This window comes from Methylomusa anaerophila, from assembly GCF_003966895.1.
Taxonomy (GTDB): Bacteria; Bacillota; Negativicutes; order Sporomusales; family Sporomusaceae; genus Methylomusa; species Methylomusa anaerophila.
In genome coordinates this window covers 3,729,282-3,748,802 of sequence record NZ_AP018449.1, presented here as the reverse complement: position 1 = coordinate 3,748,802, position 19,521 = coordinate 3,729,282, and the positions used below count along the sequence as shown (strand labels likewise).

Annotated in this window: 17 protein-coding genes and 1 other annotated feature; of the genes, 3 read left to right on the top strand and 14 right to left on the bottom strand. The window is 47.2% G+C overall.

What is annotated here, in order from left to right; genetic code table 11:
* Positions 1 to 146: 146 nt before the first annotated feature.
* From trpA to MAMMFC1_RS16750, 14 genes are all read right to left on the bottom strand, one after another.
* Positions 147 to 944: a tryptophan synthase subunit alpha gene (trpA, locus tag MAMMFC1_RS16815; RefSeq protein WP_126309646.1), complete on the bottom strand. Its 798-nt coding sequence runs from the start codon at positions 942 to 944 to the stop codon at positions 147 to 149.
* A complete protein-coding gene (trpB, locus tag MAMMFC1_RS16810) occupies positions 932 to 2,125 on the bottom strand; it encodes a tryptophan synthase subunit beta (RefSeq protein WP_126309645.1) in 1,194 nt (397 codons plus the stop codon). The genes trpA and trpB overlap by 13 nt, the downstream gene beginning before the upstream one ends.
* 29 nt (positions 2,126 to 2,154) lie before the next feature.
* Complete coding sequence (gene trpC, locus MAMMFC1_RS16805) at positions 2,155 to 2,916, bottom strand: indole-3-glycerol phosphate synthase TrpC (RefSeq protein ID WP_126309644.1); 762 nt, start codon at positions 2,914 to 2,916, stop codon at positions 2,155 to 2,157.
* Positions 2,910 to 3,527, bottom strand: a complete 618-nt coding sequence (locus MAMMFC1_RS16800; protein ID WP_269471894.1) for a phosphoribosylanthranilate isomerase — start codon at positions 3,525 to 3,527, stop codon at positions 2,910 to 2,912. The genes trpC and MAMMFC1_RS16800 overlap by 7 nt, the downstream gene beginning before the upstream one ends.
* A gap of 56 nt (positions 3,528 to 3,583) precedes the next feature.
* On the bottom strand, positions 3,584 to 4,609 hold the full coding sequence (gene trpD / locus MAMMFC1_RS16795) for an anthranilate phosphoribosyltransferase (RefSeq protein WP_126309642.1): 1,026 nt from the start codon (positions 4,607 to 4,609) through the stop codon (positions 3,584 to 3,586).
* Between the two features lie 127 nt (positions 4,610 to 4,736).
* Positions 4,737 to 5,037: a binding site (T-box leader), on the bottom strand.
* A gap of 327 nt (positions 5,038 to 5,364) precedes the next feature.
* Positions 5,365 to 6,015: an amino acid ABC transporter permease gene (locus tag MAMMFC1_RS16790; protein WP_126309641.1), complete on the bottom strand. Its 651-nt coding sequence runs from the start codon at positions 6,013 to 6,015 to the stop codon at positions 5,365 to 5,367.
* Positions 6,012 to 6,683, bottom strand: a complete 672-nt coding sequence (locus MAMMFC1_RS16785) for an amino acid ABC transporter permease (protein WP_126309640.1) — start codon at positions 6,681 to 6,683, stop codon at positions 6,012 to 6,014. Before MAMMFC1_RS16785 ends, MAMMFC1_RS16790 begins: the two co-directional genes overlap by 4 nt.
* Positions 6,683 to 7,525 carry a transporter substrate-binding domain-containing protein gene (locus MAMMFC1_RS16780; RefSeq protein WP_126309639.1) on the bottom strand — a complete coding sequence of 281 codons (843 nt, stop codon included), beginning with the start codon at positions 7,523 to 7,525 and terminating at the stop codon, positions 6,683 to 6,685. Before MAMMFC1_RS16780 ends, MAMMFC1_RS16785 begins: the two co-directional genes overlap by 1 nt.
* A gap of 59 nt (positions 7,526 to 7,584) precedes the next feature.
* On the bottom strand, positions 7,585 to 8,310 hold the full coding sequence (locus MAMMFC1_RS16775; protein WP_126309638.1) for an amino acid ABC transporter ATP-binding protein: 726 nt from the start codon (positions 8,308 to 8,310) through the stop codon (positions 7,585 to 7,587).
* Between the two features lie 380 nt (positions 8,311 to 8,690).
* Positions 8,691 to 9,413 (bottom strand): DNA/RNA nuclease SfsA, encoded by a 723-nt coding sequence (sfsA, locus tag MAMMFC1_RS16770; protein ID WP_232035490.1) that lies wholly within the window; start codon positions 9,411 to 9,413, stop codon positions 8,691 to 8,693.
* A gap of 3 nt (positions 9,414 to 9,416) precedes the next feature.
* A complete protein-coding gene (locus tag MAMMFC1_RS16765; protein WP_126309636.1) occupies positions 9,417 to 10,358 on the bottom strand; it encodes a DMT family transporter in 942 nt (313 codons plus the stop codon).
* 233 nt (positions 10,359 to 10,591) lie between these two features.
* Positions 10,592 to 11,833, bottom strand: a complete 1,242-nt coding sequence (locus MAMMFC1_RS16760; protein WP_232035489.1) for an LL-diaminopimelate aminotransferase — start codon at positions 11,831 to 11,833, stop codon at positions 10,592 to 10,594.
* Between the two features lie 33 nt (positions 11,834 to 11,866).
* Positions 11,867 to 15,292 (bottom strand): DNA polymerase III subunit alpha, encoded by a 3,426-nt coding sequence (locus MAMMFC1_RS16755; protein ID WP_126310680.1) that lies wholly within the window; start codon positions 15,290 to 15,292, stop codon positions 11,867 to 11,869.
* Positions 15,293 to 15,725: 433 nt separating this feature from the next.
* Positions 15,726 to 15,917 carry a helix-turn-helix domain-containing protein gene (locus MAMMFC1_RS16750; protein WP_126309635.1) on the bottom strand — a complete coding sequence of 64 codons (192 nt, stop codon included), beginning with the start codon at positions 15,915 to 15,917 and terminating at the stop codon, positions 15,726 to 15,728.
* A gap of 128 nt (positions 15,918 to 16,045) precedes the next feature.
* Here MAMMFC1_RS16750 and MAMMFC1_RS16745 point away from each other — a divergent pair, with 128 nt between their 5' ends.
* From MAMMFC1_RS16745 to MAMMFC1_RS16735, 3 genes are all read left to right on the top strand, one after another.
* Complete coding sequence (locus MAMMFC1_RS16745; RefSeq protein ID WP_126309634.1) at positions 16,046 to 16,375, top strand: helix-turn-helix domain-containing protein; 330 nt, start codon at positions 16,046 to 16,048, stop codon at positions 16,373 to 16,375.
* A gap of 129 nt (positions 16,376 to 16,504) precedes the next feature.
* Positions 16,505 to 17,374 (top strand): ABC transporter substrate-binding protein, encoded by an 870-nt coding sequence (locus MAMMFC1_RS16740; RefSeq protein ID WP_126309633.1) that lies wholly within the window; start codon positions 16,505 to 16,507, stop codon positions 17,372 to 17,374.
* A gap of 36 nt (positions 17,375 to 17,410) precedes the next feature.
* Entirely contained in the window at positions 17,411 to 19,369 is a 1,959-nt protein-coding gene (locus tag MAMMFC1_RS16735) for a peptidase U32 family protein (RefSeq protein ID WP_126309632.1), read from the top strand.
* Positions 19,370 to 19,521 lie beyond the last annotated feature (152 nt).

Below are 19,521 nucleotides of genomic sequence, written 5' to 3'. Positions count from 1 at the left end.
ACTGGCGGCCGCCGTATATATCCCCTAATACCCATCCTCTCCATCCCGTTCATCTGAGTATAGACACTATGTTCAGTATAGGACGCATCTAGGGTATTTTTGTTAACATTTAATTAATTTAACGTAAAAAAAGAAAAAATTTCACCTCAGCCACCTGTCTCCCCTTCATCCAGCGCTTGCCGGATGGAGCGGACCAAATCCCGCGCCGTATCAATTCCGCCGGTCATCATTCTTTCCATCACCGCGCTGCCTACGATTACTCCATCAGCATACCGGGCCGCTTGCCGGGCTGATTCCGGGCTGCCGATACCAAATCCTACCGCCAGCGGAACTTGCGTCCGGTTGCGGACTTTTTCGATAACAGCGGCAATCGGTCGGTAGTCAATCTCTCTTACGCCGGTAACACCGGTACTGGTGATACAATAGATAAAGCCTGTCGCTTGGCTGGTTAGCGCTTGAATTCGTTCGGAAGTTGTCGTGGGAGCTACAAATTGTATAAAATCCATGTCAAAATTACGACAAACCGGCGCTACAATTGCGGCCTCTTCCACCGGTAGGTCAGGAACAATTACGCCATCAATTCCGGCTGTCGCGAAAGAATGAATAAATTTTTCCGTACCGAATTGGATGATACTATTGACATAGGTCATTACTGCCAGCGGGATAGCGCTCTTTTGCCGTATCCTTTCAACAAGTTCCTGCACTTTGCCGGTAGTTGCCCCGCCTTTCAGAGCCATAACCGCCGCCTTTTGAATCACAGGACCGTCAGCCATGGGATCGGAAAATGGAATGCCGATTTCAACAATATCCGCTCCTGCCTGCTCTAATTTGAGAACTGCCTGGAGTGTATCGTCAAAATTGGGGCAACCGGCTGTAAGATAGACAATCAGTCCTTTGCGGCCGCTGTTTTTCAGTTGGTCGAATTTATCATTCAAGCGTGACATGTCAATCCCTCCAGTACTTTCGCTACCATCTGCACATCTTTATCGCCCCGTCCGGACAAGCAAACCACCACTGCTTCACCGATTTGGGTTTGGGGCATAATTTTATCCAGGTACGCCAAGGCGTGAGAGCTTTCCAGCGCCGGAATAATTCCTTCCGTCTCGGCTAAAAGGCGAAAGGCAGCCAACGCCTCTTCATCGGTGACAGAAGCATATTGAACTTTGCCGCTGTCCTTGAAATAGGAGTGTTCCGGCCCCACGCCGGGATAATCCAAGCCGGCGGATATGGAATACGCGGGTATTACTTGCCCATCCCCATCCTGCAGTAGATAACTGTACGCTCCGTGCAGCACCCCTGGCCGGCCATGAGTAAGGGAAGCTGCGTGCTCACCGCTGTCTACCCCCTTGCCTGCCGCTTCCACGCCAATCTTAGTGATCTTTTCGCAATCACGGAAAGGATAAAAGATGCCCATGGCATTGCTGCCGCCGCCTACACAAGCCACAATATATTTCAATTTGCATTCTTCGATTTTCTGAATCTGCGCCTTTACTTCCTCACCGATTATGGATTGAAAATCCCGGACCAGCATGGGATAAGGATGCGGACCTACTACGGAACCAATAATATAATGAGTATCCCGGACGTGGGTAACCCAATATCGTATCGCTTCGCTGGTCGCGTCTTTCAATGTACCGGTGCCGGATGTTACCGGTGTAACCTCCGTACCTAAAAGCCTCATGCGAAATACATTTAAAGCCTGCCTTTCCATGTCTTCTTCCCCCATGAATACCCGGCATTTCATACCAAACAGAGCGGCAACAGTAGCGCAGGCTACGCCGTGCTGACCCGCGCCCGTCTCAGCGACAATACGGGTCTTGCCCATGCGCCGCGCCAGGAGGGCCTGCCCAATGGCATTGTTAATTTTATGAGCCCCGGTATGAAGCAAGTCTTCCCGTTTCAGATAAATCCGCCCCCGTCCGAAGCGCTCTGTAAGCTTATGGGCATAATACAGACGAGTGGGTCGACCGGCATACTCATTTAAATAAAAGGATAATTCCTTTTTAAAAGAAACATCATTACATAGCTTAAGATAGTTATTTTCCAACTCAATTAGCGCCGGCATCACCGTCTCCGGTACAAAACGACCGCCAAAAATTCCAAATCTACCGTTTTGATCTGGCATATGTATTCCTCCCGTCCGTTCATTTTTTCTTAATTCTGCTGCAGCGCCAATTCTTTCGTCTTGCAGGCTATATCCGCTGCTTTTACCAGTCCCTCGCCTACAAGTATCCCTCGCACTCCCGCCGATTTGAGCCGAAGGGCATCTTGCCCACAATGAATGCCGCTTTCGCTGATTATCGTTTTCCCCGGCTCAACATCCGGCAATAAATCGAATGTGTTCTCAATTGACGTGGTAAAAGTTTTCAGATCACGATTATTGATGCCGACAATATTCGCCGGGGTCTTTATTACCCGTTTAAGTTCTTCCCGGCTATGGGTTTCTACCAGACAATCCATTCCCATTTCGGCAGCAACAGCCAGAAAACTGAGAATCTCCTCATCTGTCAGTATAGCCGCTATTAATAAAATGGCATGGGCGCCAGCCGCTCTTGCCTCGTATATCTGATATGGATCAATAATGAAGTCTTTGCGCAGAATTGGCAAAGCTACTGTTTCCCGAACCTTGGCAATGTCCTGAAGATGACCGCAAAAGTGCCGGTCTGTATGCACCGACAGCGCCGCGGCGCCATTGGCGGCGTAAATTTCGGCCAATTCCGGCACAGTATAGCCTGTGCACAATCTGCCTTTCACAGGCGAGGCCAGTTTGCATTCCGCTATGAGCGCCCAGTTGACCCGCTGGATTGCTTTGGCAAATTCATGCGATGCAGGTTGGATTGCCATAGTCGTTGCCGGTTGCACCAGCTTGGCGCAGTCTACTTCCTGACGCTTTTGTTCCACAATTGTTTTCAGCATGGGTGTCCACCTCCCTGAGCGGCCCGCCGTGCTGCCGCTACAAAGCATTTGATTTTATCATCATCTTTTTGTCCGTTGGTTTCGACTCCCCCGGAAACATCTATACCGGCAGGAAGCAAAGTACCTATGGCTTCCGCTACGTTTGACACGGTAAGACCCCCGGCCACGATGATGGGAGTATCCACTTTACGGCGTAAATCCTTGGTTTTATTCCAATCAAAGGTTATGCCGGTACCGCCCTGTCGGCCGGGAACGTAGCTATCCAGGAGGATATAGTCCGCCTGATATTGCGCCAGGTATGCCGCCGTTAGTTCGTTATTTACCCGAACCGCTTTGATGAAAGGAATGTTTACTTTCTGACAATACGCGGGAGATTCGTCGCCATGAAGCTGCACATAGTCAAGCCGGCATTGCCGGGCAATTTCCAGCAATTCATAAATCGGGGCGTTGACAAACACCCCAACTTTACCGATCCCTTTGACTTCCCGCGCTATATTACACGCATCCGGTATGGCGATCCGTCGCCGGCTCGGCGCGAATACAAAACCAATATAATCAGCGCCGCACTCTTTCGCCGTCACCGCAGTCGCCAAGGATGAAACGCCGCAAATTTTAATTAAGATAGCGACCCCTCCTCATAATCAACTGTTTGCATCTTCATGAAAAGTTATAAATTCTGATACTGCAAGAGAGAAAATCTTTTAAGGGCCTCCAGTTTCTCCCTGGCAGCGCCGCTGTCGATGCTGCGGGCAGCAATCTGAATACCCTCCTCTATTCCGTCCGCCATATCGGCGGCAACAAACGCCGCTGCCGCGTTTAGCAACACAACATCCCGCTTGGGACCTGGTTGCCCGTTAAGAATTTTTAATATTATTTCAGCATTTTCCGCTGGAGCGCCACCCTGAAGATCTTTCTTATCGCCCTCGAAAAAACCGTATTGAGCCGGGTCTATTAAATAGGACCGAATTTGACCGTTATTTACTTCACTGACCTGGGTAGGAGCGCCAATTGATATCTCATCCAAACCGTCTAAACCATATACCACCATAGCCCGTTTAATTCCCAGTTCAGCCAGGGCCTCTGCCACTTTTAGCGTTAATGAACGCTCATATACCCCGATTAACTGGCGGTTGGCACTTGCCGGATTGGTAAGAGGTCCAAGCAGGTTGAAAACAGTTCGAAACCCTAATTCTTTCCTTGGTTTGGCCGCATATTTCATTGCTTGATGAAAATTGGGGGCAAACAGAAAACCAATTTGGATACTATTTATGGCTTGTGCTACAATTTGGGGCGGCAGATCTATTTTGATCCCCAGCGCGCTTAAAACGTCAGCACTGCCACAAGAACTGGAAACCCCGCGATTGCCGTGTTTGGCAACACTCAAGCCGGCTCCGGCAGCAACAAATGCCACTGTCGTTGATACGTTAAAAGTTCCGCTTCTATCGCCACCGGTACCGCAAGTATCAAGTAAAGGCTCGCTATTACAATTGATTTTGACAGCACAATTTCGCATAGCCGTGGCGAAACCCGCAACTTCGGCGCTCGTTTCGCCTTTCATTCTGAGGGCCGTTAAAAAAGCTCCAATTTGAGACTCGCTGGCTTGACCGGACATGATGATTTCCATGGCCTGCCCTGCCTGTTCCCGGGATAAATTACTTCCTGAAATAACCTCTGACAGGTATTCTTTTAACATTCTTATCACCCTCCGCCTAGAAAATTAAAAAGCCATTTCACCCTGAAAGGGGCGAAATGGCTCGCGGTACCACCCTTTTGTTGAGAAAGTTGAATTTCAAGGCTCCAAAATAAAAAACATCCCACCCCCAAGGGGCGAAATGTTTCGCGGTGCCACCCTTACCGAAAGCAAGCTTTCTCACTTGTTTCAAGTACGGGACTATACGTCCGATACTCTAGCCCTTTAACGGAGGCATCCGGCCCAGCCTACTAGAGTCTATTCGCCTATAAGCAGGGAACTGCTTATAAACCATGAATATATCGTTCGGTGGGCAGCTCGCGGGTCCATTCCACATACTCTCCAGACCGGTCATCACACCTCCGGGTCTCCGGTCACCGGCTCGCTGAACTAGAGTAGACATATGTACTCGTCCCGTTCACAGCTGTTTAACAATTCAATTTTGATTCTATGATAAACGATACTGCCTGTAATGTCAATATCTTTCCGCCGACATATTCCCGTTGTTCAATGCCGAAAAATCTTAAAACAAAAACGAGAACCGTTATCCGGCTCTCGCCATTGCCCGTATTGGCTCAGCTTACTATTGCCTCGAACTATCCTGAAAATCTAAAACGTCATATGTGTTTCTCTGCGCCCTCTGTGCCTCTATGGTTAAACGTTACCCATTTTCATTTCTTGTGGCGCCCAATATATTGGCATGGAAGTCTGCTTAGAAACCGTCAGATACCGTTAAAAAAACTTAAGCTGCATTTAATTTAATAGCTTCGCATAGCTAACCGTTGCTGTAAACCTCTGGCATATAAGGATAAGGCGTAATTAATAACAAAATACAGTAGTGCAATCGTGGTAAATATAGTGAAGACCTGCCCCGTCGTGCCGTATTTACCCATGATAATCATCCCTTTGCCGGTAAGTTCCTCAATACCGACCGCCCATACGAAAGAAGTGTCTTTGATTACTGTCGTGCATTGCGATACAAGCGGCGGTATCACATTTCTCAAGGCTTGCGGCAATATGATGTAAAGAAGGGTTTGTATGTAGGTAAATCCCTGTGATTTGGCCGCCTCCCATTGACCTTTCCCTATGGAATTCAGTCCGCCCCGGACAATCTCGGCTATCATGGCTGAGGTAAATACCGTCATGGCGACAATCCCTGCGTTGACAGGCTGCAAACTGGTCATAAACCGCGCCGCCAAAATAAACAGCAGTACGGGAGTATTGCGGACCACTTCCACGTATACTGCCGCCGCTTGCCCGAGTATAGGCATACTGGAATACCGGGCCACTCCCAGGATGGTTCCGAATATCATGCTGAGTATGATGGATACCACCGCAATATGTAAGGTCGTTATGAGTCCTGCGCCTAAAAAAGTAACCAACTCGAGTTTAAATAGCTCTTGAATCATGACGATACCTCCAGCCTGCGTTCCAAGCGTCTTGCATAAGTGGCAAGCGGGAAGCAAATCGCCAGATACAACAGACCGGTTACCACATAAGTCGGACCATAATAAAGATTGGTGCTTGACCATGAATCGGCGTGGTACATCAACTCACCACCGGCCACCATAGCCAGCACGGAAGTATTTTTGATCAAGTTTACGGCTTGGTTGGTAAGAGGCGGAAAAGACATCCGTTTTGCCTGCGGCAAAATAACATGACTCATTGCCTGCCAGTAAGAAAACCCTTGCGAATATGCGGCTTCCAATTGTCCTTTCGGCACGGCCTGAATTCCGGCCCGCACTACTTCAGCCATGTACGCGCCATGATACACTCCGACTCCCAGTACTCCGACAACAAACACCGGCAACATGATTCCAACATGGGGAAGGGCGTGATAAAGGAAAAATATTTGAATAACCAATGGCGTATTTTGTATAAATTCTACATAAATCCTGTTAATCACTTTAAAACCCTTCCATTGGGCCGCCCCTAAAACACCAAACAATATTCCAAGAATCAAGGACAACACCAAAGCCAAAAACGATAACGCCAGCGTAACACCAAAGCCTTCAGCGAATATCCTCCAATCCTGGAACAAGGCCAGCCACTTAAATCCGGCGAACGGACCATTCACTACTTGAGACCCCACTTCTGGATCAGCTTATCCAATTCGCCTGACTTCTTCATATCGTTTATTGTATCGTTTACAATTTTGGCAAGTCCGGTATTTGACTTTTTAGAAGCTACACCATACTCTTGCGGACTGAAGCGATCTTTCAGAATGACGGTGGAATCGTCCAGATACCCGAACAAGATTGCGGCATCGACAGAGAAGCAATCGATACGTCCGGCATCCAGCGCCGTCTTAATCTCGGGATAGGTGCCGAACTCCAAAAAGCTGATTTTAACGCCCGCTTTGTCGGCGGCTTCCTGGAGAGCTTTCTTGCTGGTGGCACTTTGCGCCACTCCTATCTTCTTGCCGTCCAGGTCTTTCAAGCCGTTAATCCCTGCGCTTTTCTTCACCATCAAAGCAACACCGTCGGTGAAATACGCATCGGAAAAGTTATAGCTTTGCTTACGTTCTTCCGTAATGGTAAAAGTAGCAATTACCAGATCAACCTCACCGTTATCAAGAAGCGGTCCACGGGTTTTAGCGGTTACACCCTGTACTTCAACCTTATTTTCATCACCAAGAATCTTTTTGGCTATCACCTTAGCCAAGTCGATCTCCATACCTTCGGTCTTATTGGTTGCCGGATCTTTAAAGCCAAATTTGGGAACATCCACTTTTACCCCAACTTTTAAAACGCCCCGGTCTTTTATTGCCTTAATATCCGGCGAAGTACCGGCTGCAGAGTTAGAATTGGCGGTTGTCCCTGCCGCCTGCTGTCCGCCGGATGAGCCGCACCCGGTAATGAATAGTAGGCTGATCACCAGTAAAATAGCTGTTACACCTAGATACCTTTTAAGTTTCAAGACGATTTACCTCCTTAGTAATAAATAAAAATAATAAATAAATCTTAGGTCTTCAGATCTTAATGTACGATTTTACTTAAGAAAAGTTTAGTCCGGTCATGCTCCGGGTTGACAAAAAAATGCTTGGGAGTTCCTTCTTCCAGAATTCTCCCGCCATCCATAAAGATAACCCTGTCGGCCACTTGGCGGGCGAATCCCATCTCGTGGGTAACAACCACCATCGTAATGCCTTCATTTGCTAAACCCGCCATTACATCCAGCACTTCCTGAATCATCTCCGGATCAAGAGCGGAAGTAGGCTCGTCGAACAGCATGATTTTGGGCCGCATATTCAGTGCCCGGGCAATGGCGACACGCTGCTGCTGTCCCCCGGAAAGCTGGGACGGATAGGCGTCCGCTTTTTCTTTTAGCCCGACCCGTTCCAGAAAACTCATTCCCGACTCAATTGCTGCTTTCTTACCGACACCTTTAATCAAAGTTGGCGCCAGAGTCAGATTCTCCAGAACGGTTTTATGCGGGTACAAATTGAATTGCTGAAATACCATAGCCACTGCCTCCCGCACTTTGTTTACCCGCGCTCTGGGCGCCGTGATTTCAACCCCGTCAACAATTACTTTTCCTTCTGTTGGTTGTTCCAATAAGTTCATGCAGCGAATAAGTGTGCTTTTACCTGAGCCGCTTGGTCCGATAACTACCAATTTTTCGCCGCTTTTAACAGTAAGGTTAATATCTTTTAGAACTTGTAATTGTCCGAATTGCTTTTGAACCCCGTGCATCTGTATCATTTCGCTTTCTCCTCCTTTCCCTGTTGAATATGAAAAATTGTACCTTCCCGAAAAATTATAAATTCTACCTTGAAAAATAGCATTTCATACTTCGCCGGGGCCGTTTTGTACCCATGACCGTCTGATGCAGCACGAAAAACGCCAAAGCGATCCGGAGTTTATTTACCTCAATCGCCAGGCGTCTTTGCCAAGGTAAGGAAAGTTCCTTTCTATTGTACAATAAAGAAAATCATTTGTCAGTCGTACACAAAACAGACAATTGCCCATTATACCCAATTACATATGCTTTTCGTCTTACATTACCCGATATCGCCATAATTTGCATTATTTCATTCAATTTAGATTTTTCCCATTTTTTTCGACTGTTCCTGAGGCAACTTTTACTCCGGCGGAAACAGCAAACATGGGACCCTGTCTCCCATTTTTATTTCGTCTTCCTGTACAATAGAATCATATACCAGCACATTGACCCCTTGCCGTGCGGCAAGCCTTACGGCTGCGGCAAAATTTGGGTCGGTGCTTACGTTGGGAGTGAAGTATGATATTGGCCGCATTTGTATCAAAAAAAGAACACAACAAATATATCCGGCTTGGGCAGCTTTTATCAATTCTTGCAGATGCTTCGTTCCTCTTAGAGTTGGAGCATCAGGGAACATGGCAGTTCCGTTTTCTTCCAAGGTCACTCCTTTGACTTCGATGAATCCTTTTTGTTTGTCTGTTTCAAAAAAAATATCGAATCTTGAATTCGCAAAAGACACTTCTTTTTTGGCAAACTTAATCCTGCCGATTTCTTTTACATTTCCTGCCAGCAGGCTTTCAAAAACCACTTGGTTAGGAGCCTGTGAGTCAATATTAATCAGACGATCGCCTTTATATACCCCGATTAACGATAAAGACGTTTTACGGGCAGGGTTGTTAGCAACTTCAAGAATGACCTCCACTCCCGGCAATAAAATTTCTTTACATCGACCCGTATTTTTAACATGAACAGTTTGCTCGGAACCGTCAACCGTAACGCGAGCTAAAAACCGGTTAGGACGTTCGATAAATACACCTTTAATAATATTATCGTATTTCATGGCTACCCCAATATTATAATTCAATATTTAAGATCTACAGGTTAGCTCCTGCTTGGAAAGCACAGGTTTTGCACCGGAAGCAGTCGTTGTCAATAATACCCCGCTTATCACCAATACCATACCAATTATATGCATAATCGTAACCGTCTCCCCGTAAACGGCAGCTGCAATCAACAAAGCATTAACAGGCATCAAGTTTATATAGGCGCTGGCCTTGCTGGCACCTAAGCGGCGTATGCCTATATTAAACAGGATAAACGCCACCACAGTTGAAAACACAGCCAGATACAGCAACTCAGCAACAACCTGGAAAGATAAATTCGGCATATTACGCCAGGCATTTTCCATGAACGAACTGATAATAAGGAGTATTGCCCCCATTAAGGTGGATACCGCAGTTGCCGGGACGGCGCCAATATTTCGCATCACCATTTTACCTAGAGTGGTATAAGCCGTCCAACTCGCCACAGCCCCCAGAAGCAGTATCTCACCATAATTGAAAGACATATTAGCTAATACCCCAAAATTCCCCTTGGTGATAACTGTTAATACCCCTGCCAGCGAGAGCCCTACCCCCAGCCCTAGACGCAGGCTCCAGGCCTCGCCCAAAAATAAGACGGATATTAGCGCTGTCGTTACAGGGTTGATTACGATTACAAGAGCGCCATTGATAGCGGAAGTATACTGTAGGCCCATGGCGAAAAAAACGTTGTAGCCAAAGACGCCTGTCAACCCAAGTCCCAATAAACCCAGCCAGTTATGTTTAACGATTGCCCAGTCCCAGTCTTTCCGGACCACCACCCACAGAGCCATAAGCAGCCCGGCAATTAAAAATCTTACTGCAGAAGCTGTTAGCGGCGGCAATTCCGTAAGTACATGCTTGGTGCTGCCAAAGGCTCCACCCCAAAACAAGGGTACTAACAGCATAATAAAATAGATACCAAAGTTGGCTTTGCTTTCTGACCCCATTGTTATTCCCCCAAAATTTATTTAGAACATGCTATGATGGAAAAAAGCCTGCCCCAAGTGCCCCGAGCAGGCCGTAATTTTAGTTATCTAAATATATTAACAATATATAATATTTAAGAGAATTCCGGCCAAAAGAAACACCTCTAAATGCGATGTGCCAAACATATTTCTCATCCCCTAAGTATTGAAAATTGAAATCGACGATATTTTGCAATGGTTCACGCCGTGCCTTTCTAGAAAACAAACTCCATTTCAGCCAACCTGCGTTTGACTTCCGCGATAACCCGCTTCTCATCGGTTTCATTTTCGGCAACAAAGGTTACCGAGAGGCGGACATAATGACCGGCATCATCCCAGGGAACTGAAGATATTAGCTTCTCGGTAATCAAAAACTCGGAAAAATCCTCGGCAGAGACAAATGTATGCCCGGATTTTGTCCCTTTCGGTATGGGAACATATAAATAAAAAGATCCCTTTGGTTTCTTTACAGAGAACCCAATGCTGTTTAAAGCCGCTACCAGCATATTATGACGGCGGGAATATTTCGCCGCAGTTTTTTCGGTAATTTCGGGATGTTCCAGACAGTATATGCCGGCTTTTTGAATAGCGGCAAACTGCCCGGAATCATTATTGTCCTTTACCGCAGCGAAGCCCTTTACCACCAATTCATTGCCGCATAGGAAAGCCAAACGCCAACCGGTCATATTATAAGATTTGGACAAAGAATGAAGTTCCACGCCGACTTCTTTAGCTCCCTCAACCGCAAGAAAGCTCAGCGGCTTCTCCCCGTCAAAAGTCAGTGTGGCGTAGGCGGCATCCGCCACTACAATAATCTGATTTTCCCGGGCAAAACGTACCACTTTTTCATAAAATTCTTTAGTGGCTGTCGCACCGGTCGGGTTATTGGGATAATTGATGTACAGCAATTTAGTCCGCTGCCGCTGATCTGCCGTCAGAGATTCAAGATCGGGAAAGAAATTATTTTCCGGCAGCAGCGGCAAGTTTACAACTTCTCCGTTTAATGCTTTAGTAGCAGTGCCTAACACCGGATACCCCGGCACTGTCATGATTGCAATATCGCCGGGATTAATAAACGCCAACGGCAGCAAAGCAAGGATGGGCTTTGATCCGATACCATGATTAATCTCTGTCACAGAATCAATTCCCGCTACTCCGTATACCTTTTCCAGGTACTTAGCGGCTGCATCCTTAAATTCCTGCAATCCGTTATCAGTATAACCCCTATTTTCCGGCTTTTGAGCTTCACGGTACAATACTTCGGCAACTTCCGGCTCAGCCATCCAGTCCGGTTCTCCGACACCCAGATCAATCATCTCCACAGCCGGATTTTTTCCCATGGCGGCCCGTTTTGCCCTTTTGATTTTCTCGAACTTGTATAGGACTGTCTCCTGCCCGAATTTACTGCCGCCGATCCTTTCGGCAAATGAATTTTGAATAAAACTGGTCAAGGTCAAGGTTATTACCCCCTATCAAACTCATAAATGCCTTTAATACGCAGTAACCGTTCCTTTCCCGAGCAACAATTCGATTTCCCGGAAAGCCTGCGGAGTCGGATTAATCCAATACTCCGGTTCGGTTTTGATTAGCCGGCGGCTGTCCGCCAAATGCAAAAAAACAGCGGAAGATCCCCGGTGTTTATTGAGTATTCCTTTAAGTTTCGCTAAAACTTGGCCATTTTCCTGATCTTTTCGCAAGGTAATCCGGATCTCGGAACCTAATCCGTCAAGGGGAGTTACCTCATCGGCTAAAATCTTTACCCCCTCTTCATGGACATTGAGCCTGCCTGAAACCACTACCGGCATATCCGGCACCAGCAATCGATTGGTCTTTTCAAATACCCTTGGGAAAACGATAACTTCGATTTGGCTGGCGAAATCTTCGAGGCCAATAAAACACATCATGTCGCCGCTTTTCGTGGTGATCCGCTTGGCATTTGCCACCAGTCCGGCAACCCGGACCTGCTGGCCGTCGTTAAACTGTCCTTCAGCTAACTGATCAAGCTGCGGCAAGCTTTTCATTTTCTCGCGATATTTATCCAAAGGATGACCGGTAACATAAAACCCGGTCATTTCTTTTTCCATTGCCAAAAGATCTTCTTGCGGCAACTCAGGTATATCCGGCAATATAAGCGTGTTTACAGTTTCCGCCGCATCGTCGCCAAACAGGCCTATTTGGCCGGAAGCAGCGTCTTTTTGCCTGCCGGCGGCAATATTGACTGCTTGCTCCAATACCATCAGCAATTGCGACCGTCGAACATTTAGCGAATCAAATGCCCCGCACCGGATCAGGCTTTCCAGTACTCTTTTATTTACCAGACGCGTATCCACGCGGGTACAAAAGTCAACCAGCGAGTTGAATTTGCCTTTTTCCTGGCGGGAGGACAAAATATTCGCGATTGCATTTTCCCCTACGTTTTTTACCCCGGCGAGACCGAAACGGATAACCGGACCGTCAACAGAAAAACCATTGCCGCTGGCGTTGATATCCGGGGGAAGCACATTGATTCCCCGGCGGCGGCATTCTTCAATATAGTAACCCACTTTTTCATTGGCGCCCATAACGCTGGTGAGAAGCGCCGCATAAAACTCTTGCGGATAATGAGCTTTCAGATAGGCGGTTTGGTAGGCCACCAACGCATAGGCGGCACTATGGGATTTATTAAACCCGTAATCGGCAAAATGCGCCATAAGATTAAATATTTCCTCAGCCTGAGCGGCATCGACACCCCGGGCGGCTGCTCCTTGCATAAAACTTTCTTTCTGCGCCGCCAAAACCTCATGCTTCTTTTTCCCCATTGCCCGGCGCAGCAGATCAGCCTGTCCCAGGGTGAAACCCGCTAATGTTGACGCAATCTGCATCACCTGTTCCTGGTACAGGATTACACCGAAGGTATCTTTCAAAATTGGTTCCAGCAAGGGATGAAGGTACTTTATCTGTTTTTTCCCGTGCCTTCCTTCGATAAAGTCTGTTACCATCCCGCTGCCTAACGGACCTGGACGATACAGCGCGACCAAAGGTATGAGATCGTCAAACCTTTCGGGGCGTAGCTCCCGTACCAAGTTGGTCATTCCACTTGATTCCATTTGGAATACCCCGGAAGTATCACCGCTGGCCAACATGGCGCAGGTCTTGGCATCAGCCAGCGGAATCCGTTCAATATCGACTGTTTCCCCCCGGTTTGTTTTAATGAGTTCAATTGCGTCGCCGATTACCGTCAGAGTCCGAAGACCTAAAAGATCCATTTTTAATAACCCGATTTCCTCTATCCGGTCCTTATCGAATTGGGTTGTCAAAAATCCCTCGGCAGAGACCTGGAGCGGCGCGTAATGGGTAAGAGGTTCTTTGGCAATAACCACCCCGGCAGCATGGGTGGAAGCATGCCGCGGCAATCCTTCCAGCGCCATTGCCAGGTCAACCAATTTACGAACGGAAGCTTCTTCTTCATATAGATTTTTGAGTTCATGATTATTTTGCAAAGCTTTTTTCAGCGTAATGCCCAGTTCAGTTGGCACCAGTTTGGCTATCCGGTCCACTTCGCCGTAAGGCATATTCAAGGCCCGCCCTACGTCCCGGATGGCAGCCCTGGCAGCCATGGTGCCAAATGTAATAATCTGGGCTACCCGGTCGCTGCCATAGCGGGAAACCACGTATTCAATGATCCTCCCCCGGCGTTCATAACAGAAATCAATATCAATATCCGGCATGGATACCCGTTCCGGATTTAAGAAGCGCTCAAACAGCAGACTGTACTTGAGAGGGTCGATGTTCGTAATTCCTAAAAGGTAAGCCACGATGCTGCCGGCGGCTGAACCCCGTCCGGGTCCCACCGGTATGCCCTGCTGCCGGGAGTAATTGACAAAATCCCATACAATAAGAAAATAGCTGGAATACCCCATTCTCTTGATAACGTCAAGTTCGTACCGGAGCCTGTCGGTTATATCCGCTGTTATTTCCGGGTATCGCCAGGACAAAGCCTCCCTACAAAGTTTGGTCAGATAATCGTCATCTGTAATACCATCCGGTACGGGGAAATCAGGTAAATGGATTTTATCAAAATCAAATGTTACGTTGCAGCGCTCCGCAATTTCGCAAGTATTTGCCAAAGCTGCGGGATAATCCCTAAATAGCTGCGCCATTTCTGCCGGGCTTTTCAAATAAAACTCATCATTGGGAAAGCGCAGGCGTTCGCTGTCATCAACGGTTTTACCGGTTTGAATGCACAGGAGGACGTCATGGCATTCCGCATCCTGCCTGTCGATATAATGAATATCGTTAGTCGCAACCAATCCCACTCCCAGACGGCGGGCCAGGTCCACGAGGAGCGGGTTCACACGGCGCTGCTCTTCCATCCCGTGGTCCTGAAGCTCAATATAAAAATTATCTTGGCCAAAAATGTCAATATACTCCCGCGCCACCGCTTCCGCCCCTTCCGGATTATCCTTTAAGAAGAGGGCTGGAATCTCACCGGCAATGCAGGCGCTAAGTCCAATCAGGCCCTGACTGTATTCCCGCAAAAGCTGCCTGTCAATACGCGGTTTGTAATAAAAGCCTTCGCTGTACCCTCGGGACACCAGTTCAATCAGATTACGATAACCGCCGTTGTCGGCGGCCAGCAAAACAAGGTGATAATACGATTCCCCCTCCACCGTCATCTTGTCCAAGCGGGAACGGGGAGCCACATAGACTTCACAGCCGATAATAGGTTTAATGCCGTATTTCTTGGCATGTTTATAAAAATCAATCGTGCCGTACATGGCTCCATGATCCGTTACGGCAACTGCGGACATCCCCAATTCTTTGGCTCTTTTCACCAGGTCTTCCACCCGGCCGGCCCCATCCAGCAGACTATATTCGGTGTGGGTATGGAGATGTACGAACCCGCTATGACCAGTATAAGATTTTCCTTGTTCCATATCCATAAAGGGTTTCTATCCTTTCCGATAACAATTAACAATTAATAATGGCAGCAATTTATAATGTTACTTCAATAGTGCGATTTAATTATCTAATACTATTATAGAGAAAAAATAGGAAACATTAAAGAGTTACTGAATTTGCTTTTTTCACAAGCCCAATTTGATGCATAACAAAATGAAGCACAAATATCGTGTATGATACTTATGCTTCAATTCAGATTTCTGCTTATAGATTCCGGACTTGGATGGTGGAGGCGAGACGCAACCGTCCAATCACCTTTTTTGAATTGTCCTCTTAAATAAATTAACGTGGTTTGCTCAACAGATCTCCCGGCAGAATTGGCAGATAATCTAGCGTCCAAGCTGGATTTTAGGTCTGCCCCGCTCCTTTTTCGCCGGATAAAGAAGAATAATTTGACAAAAAATATTGCTAATTCGTTTCATCCAGCAATTCTGAAACAGTCATTTCTAAAGCTGCCGCAATTTTTTGAACTACAAAAACCGTCGGCTGTTTCTTGTCAGCTTCAAGTTCAGATATATAGGTTTGTGAAACACCGGATTTATCTGATAACTTTTTTTGCGACCAACCTCTTGCTTTACGGAGATTAGCTAACTTCTTCAAGTTATCACCTCCTTGTTGTCCTAATTTTAACGCTTTTGCACTAATAAGTCAATGCTATTGCACTAATAATCTCATATTTATATTTTTATGCTATAATTGCTTTAGCGTTAATTTGGAGGATTTAGAGAATGACTATTGCCGAACGTATTATTTATTTGCGAAGAGAAAAAGGCTATAGTACCAATAAACTTGCTCAACTCGCCGAAATTGGGCAAGCAACTCTACGTGAAATTGAAATTGGTAAAAAAAGCCCTAATATTACCACTTTAGAAAAAATCTGTAAAGCTCTTGAAATATCTCTGGCAGATTTTTTTACTTTGGAATCTGATACAATTACAATCAATCATAATAATGATGAAATGGATGATCTTCCCGAGCATATAAAACAAGAAATAGATCTAATCAAAGAATTTGTCCTTTTTAAACATGGTATTAAAAAGCCCGGCATAGATAAGTAGCCGAAATATGATTTTAGTGACACAAGTGGAATAAGTTAGCAGGTATAATGATTTAGATGTGGAAATTGTATAACTGTTTGTTATTCTTCGGTCACGCTGTTTTATGTTGGAATAAAGAGGTGTCTGCAATTGTATCACATTGGCATATTACAATTAACACAAAATCTCGACGATGCGGTAAATGGTTTTAAGGACGGACTAACCGAGGCTGGTATAACCGCTGATTTCTTTTATCTCAATGCCGACGGCGCCCTTGCCGACCTTGCGCCTCTGGCAAAAAAGCTGGCTGAGCGCAACGTCGATCTGATATTTGCCTGTTCAACCCCCGCCGCCCAGGCGGCAGTGAATCTTCCCGGCAGCATCCCGGTAGTATTTACACCGGTTTTTGATCCGGTTGGAGCCGGTCTCGCCGCCAGTTTGGACTGGCCGGGGGGAAAAGCTACAGGTGTCTCAGGGATGGTTCCGGCAGCAGCCAAAGTAGAGTTTATTGCCGGCCTACTGCCGCAGGCTAAAAACATCGGCATGCTGTACCATACAGGTGACAGCAACGCCCTCGTTGAAGCAGGAAACTTTCGCGACGCCGCGCAAAATAGATACCCGGTTATTGAAATACCAATAAATAAGCCGGAAGATCTGTCCAACCTTCCGGAATTGCTGACGTCTGACATCGATGTCCTGTTTTTGCCAATCGGACGCATTGTGGAAGAAAACTTTCCTTCTGTTGTTTATTACACTGACGTCGCCACCTTGCCGGTCATAGCTTCCCACGCTCCCAACGTGCCCGCCGGTGCTATTGGCGCGCTGGTAGCCAACCACTCTGAATTGGGACGGGCCTCAGCCGTCAAAGCCGGACAAATATTAGCCGGCGCCGCACCCGGAACAATTCCGGTAAGCATTGTGGAAAAACCGGAAATTCACCTAAATTCTTTTGTTGCCCAAAATCTGGGGATTAATATCGCCAGCGATCTGATAGCGGCGGCAAAAGAAGTCTTTTTTTAAATGTATTAAATGATGGAACAAACGGAGATGAAACCCATGCTGTTGACATCTGAATCGGTTGAATTATTAGCTCCCGCCGGAACCTGGGAAGTTCTCGAATCCGCCGTGGCCGCCGGCGCCGATGCCATATATTTGGGCGGTAAACGCTTCAATATGCGGCTGCACCGGACCGATGTTAATTTTGATGACAAAAAACTGGTACAAGCAGTTAAATATGCCCATAAACATAATGTTCGCCTGTATGTTACAGTAAACAATCTTATCAGCGAGCGGGAAATTCCGGCAATACGGGATTATCTCAAGTTTTTAAACGAAATCCGGCCCGACTCCCTGATCATACAAGATCTGGCAATTCTTGTGCTTGCCCGGGAAATGGACATAACCGTTCCGCTCCATGCCTCGGTTATGATGAACACCCATAACGAGCATGCCATCCATGCGCTTAAAGAATACGGTATTACCAGGGTGGTGGTAAACCGTGAGCTTTCCCTTAGCCAACTTAGCTTGCTGAAAGAACGCACAGGTATCGAACTGGAATATTTCATTCACGGCGACATGTGCATCGCCCATAGCGGGCAATGTTTTCATTCCGGGGTCTTATTCGGGCAAAGTTCCAACCGCGGCCGCTGTCTCAAACCTTGCCGCTGGCCTTATCAGCTTATTGATAGGACGACAGGCACGGCAGTCCCTGCCGCAGATCCCGGCCCCTATAAATTGGCCTTAAAAGATATGTGCATGTACACCGCGTTGCCGGAATTGATTCAGTCAGGAGTTTGCTCATTTAAAATAGAAGGCCGTATGCGAACAGCCGACTTCATCAGCCGTATCGTCCACATCTATCGTCAGGCAATTGACCGCTATATCGCCGACCCGGCCGGCTACATCCTGGATCAGAACAGTTGGCAGGAGCTATTTGATTATCGGTCCCGTGATTTTTCCACTTGTTACGCTTTCGGCAATCCAGGCGCTAAATCCATAGGGTATACCGGCGAGCGGGAACCTCGCTTCTTCAGCCAGGCCGTTAAAGAAGCCGGCATTACCGGACCTGTTGCTGTTACGGCTCTGCCAAAACAAGAGATGGCAATTAATTTTCGTTCCAGTTTGGCCGTAAGGGTAGCCAACCTAGCTGCATTGACGGCAGCTTTTGAGAGCGGAGCGGATATCGCTTATATCGGCGGTGAGGCTTTTAAGCCCAATAAGCCTTGGACTTTGGACGATATTAAACAAGCAGTGGATTTAGCTAAAATATATGGTAAACAAGTAGTGGTTACAACACCTCGCATCACTCTGGAACGGGAATGCGGCGAGCTGGAACAGCTCATCACCAGCTTAAACGAACTCCGGCCTCACGGATTGATGGTCAGCAACAGTGGTATGCTAAGGCTGGCCCGTAGTATATCCCCCTTGCCGGTACAGGCGGATTTCTCCTTCAATCTGTTTAACCACCTAACAGTGCAATGGCTGAAAAGCAACGGCGCGGTAAAAGCTGCCTTTTCCCTTGAGGCTACCTATGAACAAATCGCCGAGGTAGTTAAAAATAGTCCGCTGCCCTTGGAAATGATAGTTCACGGCGGACTGGAAGCCATGGTTCTGGACCATTGCATCCCTACCGCCCTACTTGCCGCCAGTGAGAAAAGCCCTTGCAATTCCTTATGTCTTAATAAACAATACACGCTGCTTGACAGCGCCAGTCAGACGCATCCGATCCGGATCGACCAGTATTGCCGCAATCATGTGCTATTCGCAAAAGATTTGTGTTTGTTACCCCACCTTGGAGCGCTTGTCGCGGCGGGTGTGAGCCATTACCGGCTTGAGGGTCAGTATTACAGTCCCGAGCATGTGGGACTGGTTACAGGAATTTATCGCCAGGAACTAACTAAAATCAGTGCAAATTTACCGGGTTATAGATTTGACACCACCCTCACGGAACGTATTGCGGCTGAAAGTCCGCGCGAACTGGGGATTGGGGCTTTTCGCTATCGCATGTCCCGCTAAATTGCAACTGGTCGGCTTAAAGTAGGGAACTGCTTAGAAACAGCCATCTGCGTTGTTGCTCCTGCGGTCCTCACTCCAACGTACATCCCAGTACGTTTCCGTTCCGGTCCTCGTCGCGCCTAGCATCTGGCCATTTCTAAGCAGTCCGTGGC

What these genes read in the sequence shown, in the direction of transcription:
- trpA (WP_126309646.1), bottom strand. Translation starts at nt 944, where the DNA reads ATGTCACGCTTGAATGATAAATTCGACCAACTGAAAAACAGCGGCCGC.
- MAMMFC1_RS16775 (WP_126309638.1), bottom strand. Translation starts at nt 8,310, where the DNA reads ATGATACAGATGCACGGGGTTCAAAAGCAATTCGGACAATTACAAGTT.
- MAMMFC1_RS16755 (WP_126310680.1), bottom strand. Translation starts at nt 15,292, where the DNA reads ATGGAACAAGGAAAATCTTATACTGGTCATAGCGGGTTCGTACATCTC.
- MAMMFC1_RS16790 (WP_126309641.1), bottom strand. Translation starts at nt 6,015, where the DNA reads ATGATTCAAGAGCTATTTAAACTCGAGTTGGTTACTTTTTTAGGCGCA.
- MAMMFC1_RS16735 (WP_126309632.1), top strand. Translation starts at nt 17,411, where the DNA reads ATGCTGTTGACATCTGAATCGGTTGAATTATTAGCTCCCGCCGGAACC.
- trpC (WP_126309644.1), bottom strand. Translation starts at nt 2,916, where the DNA reads ATGCTGAAAACAATTGTGGAACAAAAGCGTCAGGAAGTAGACTGCGCC.
- MAMMFC1_RS16765 (WP_126309636.1), bottom strand. Translation starts at nt 10,358, where the DNA reads ATGGGGTCAGAAAGCAAAGCCAACTTTGGTATCTATTTTATTATGCTG.
- MAMMFC1_RS16745 (WP_126309634.1), top strand. Translation starts at nt 16,046, where the DNA reads ATGACTATTGCCGAACGTATTATTTATTTGCGAAGAGAAAAAGGCTAT.
- trpB (WP_126309645.1), bottom strand. Translation starts at nt 2,125, where the DNA reads ATGCCAGATCAAAACGGTAGATTTGGAATTTTTGGCGGTCGTTTTGTA.
- trpD (WP_126309642.1), bottom strand. Translation starts at nt 4,609, where the DNA reads ATGTTAAAAGAATACCTGTCAGAGGTTATTTCAGGAAGTAATTTATCC.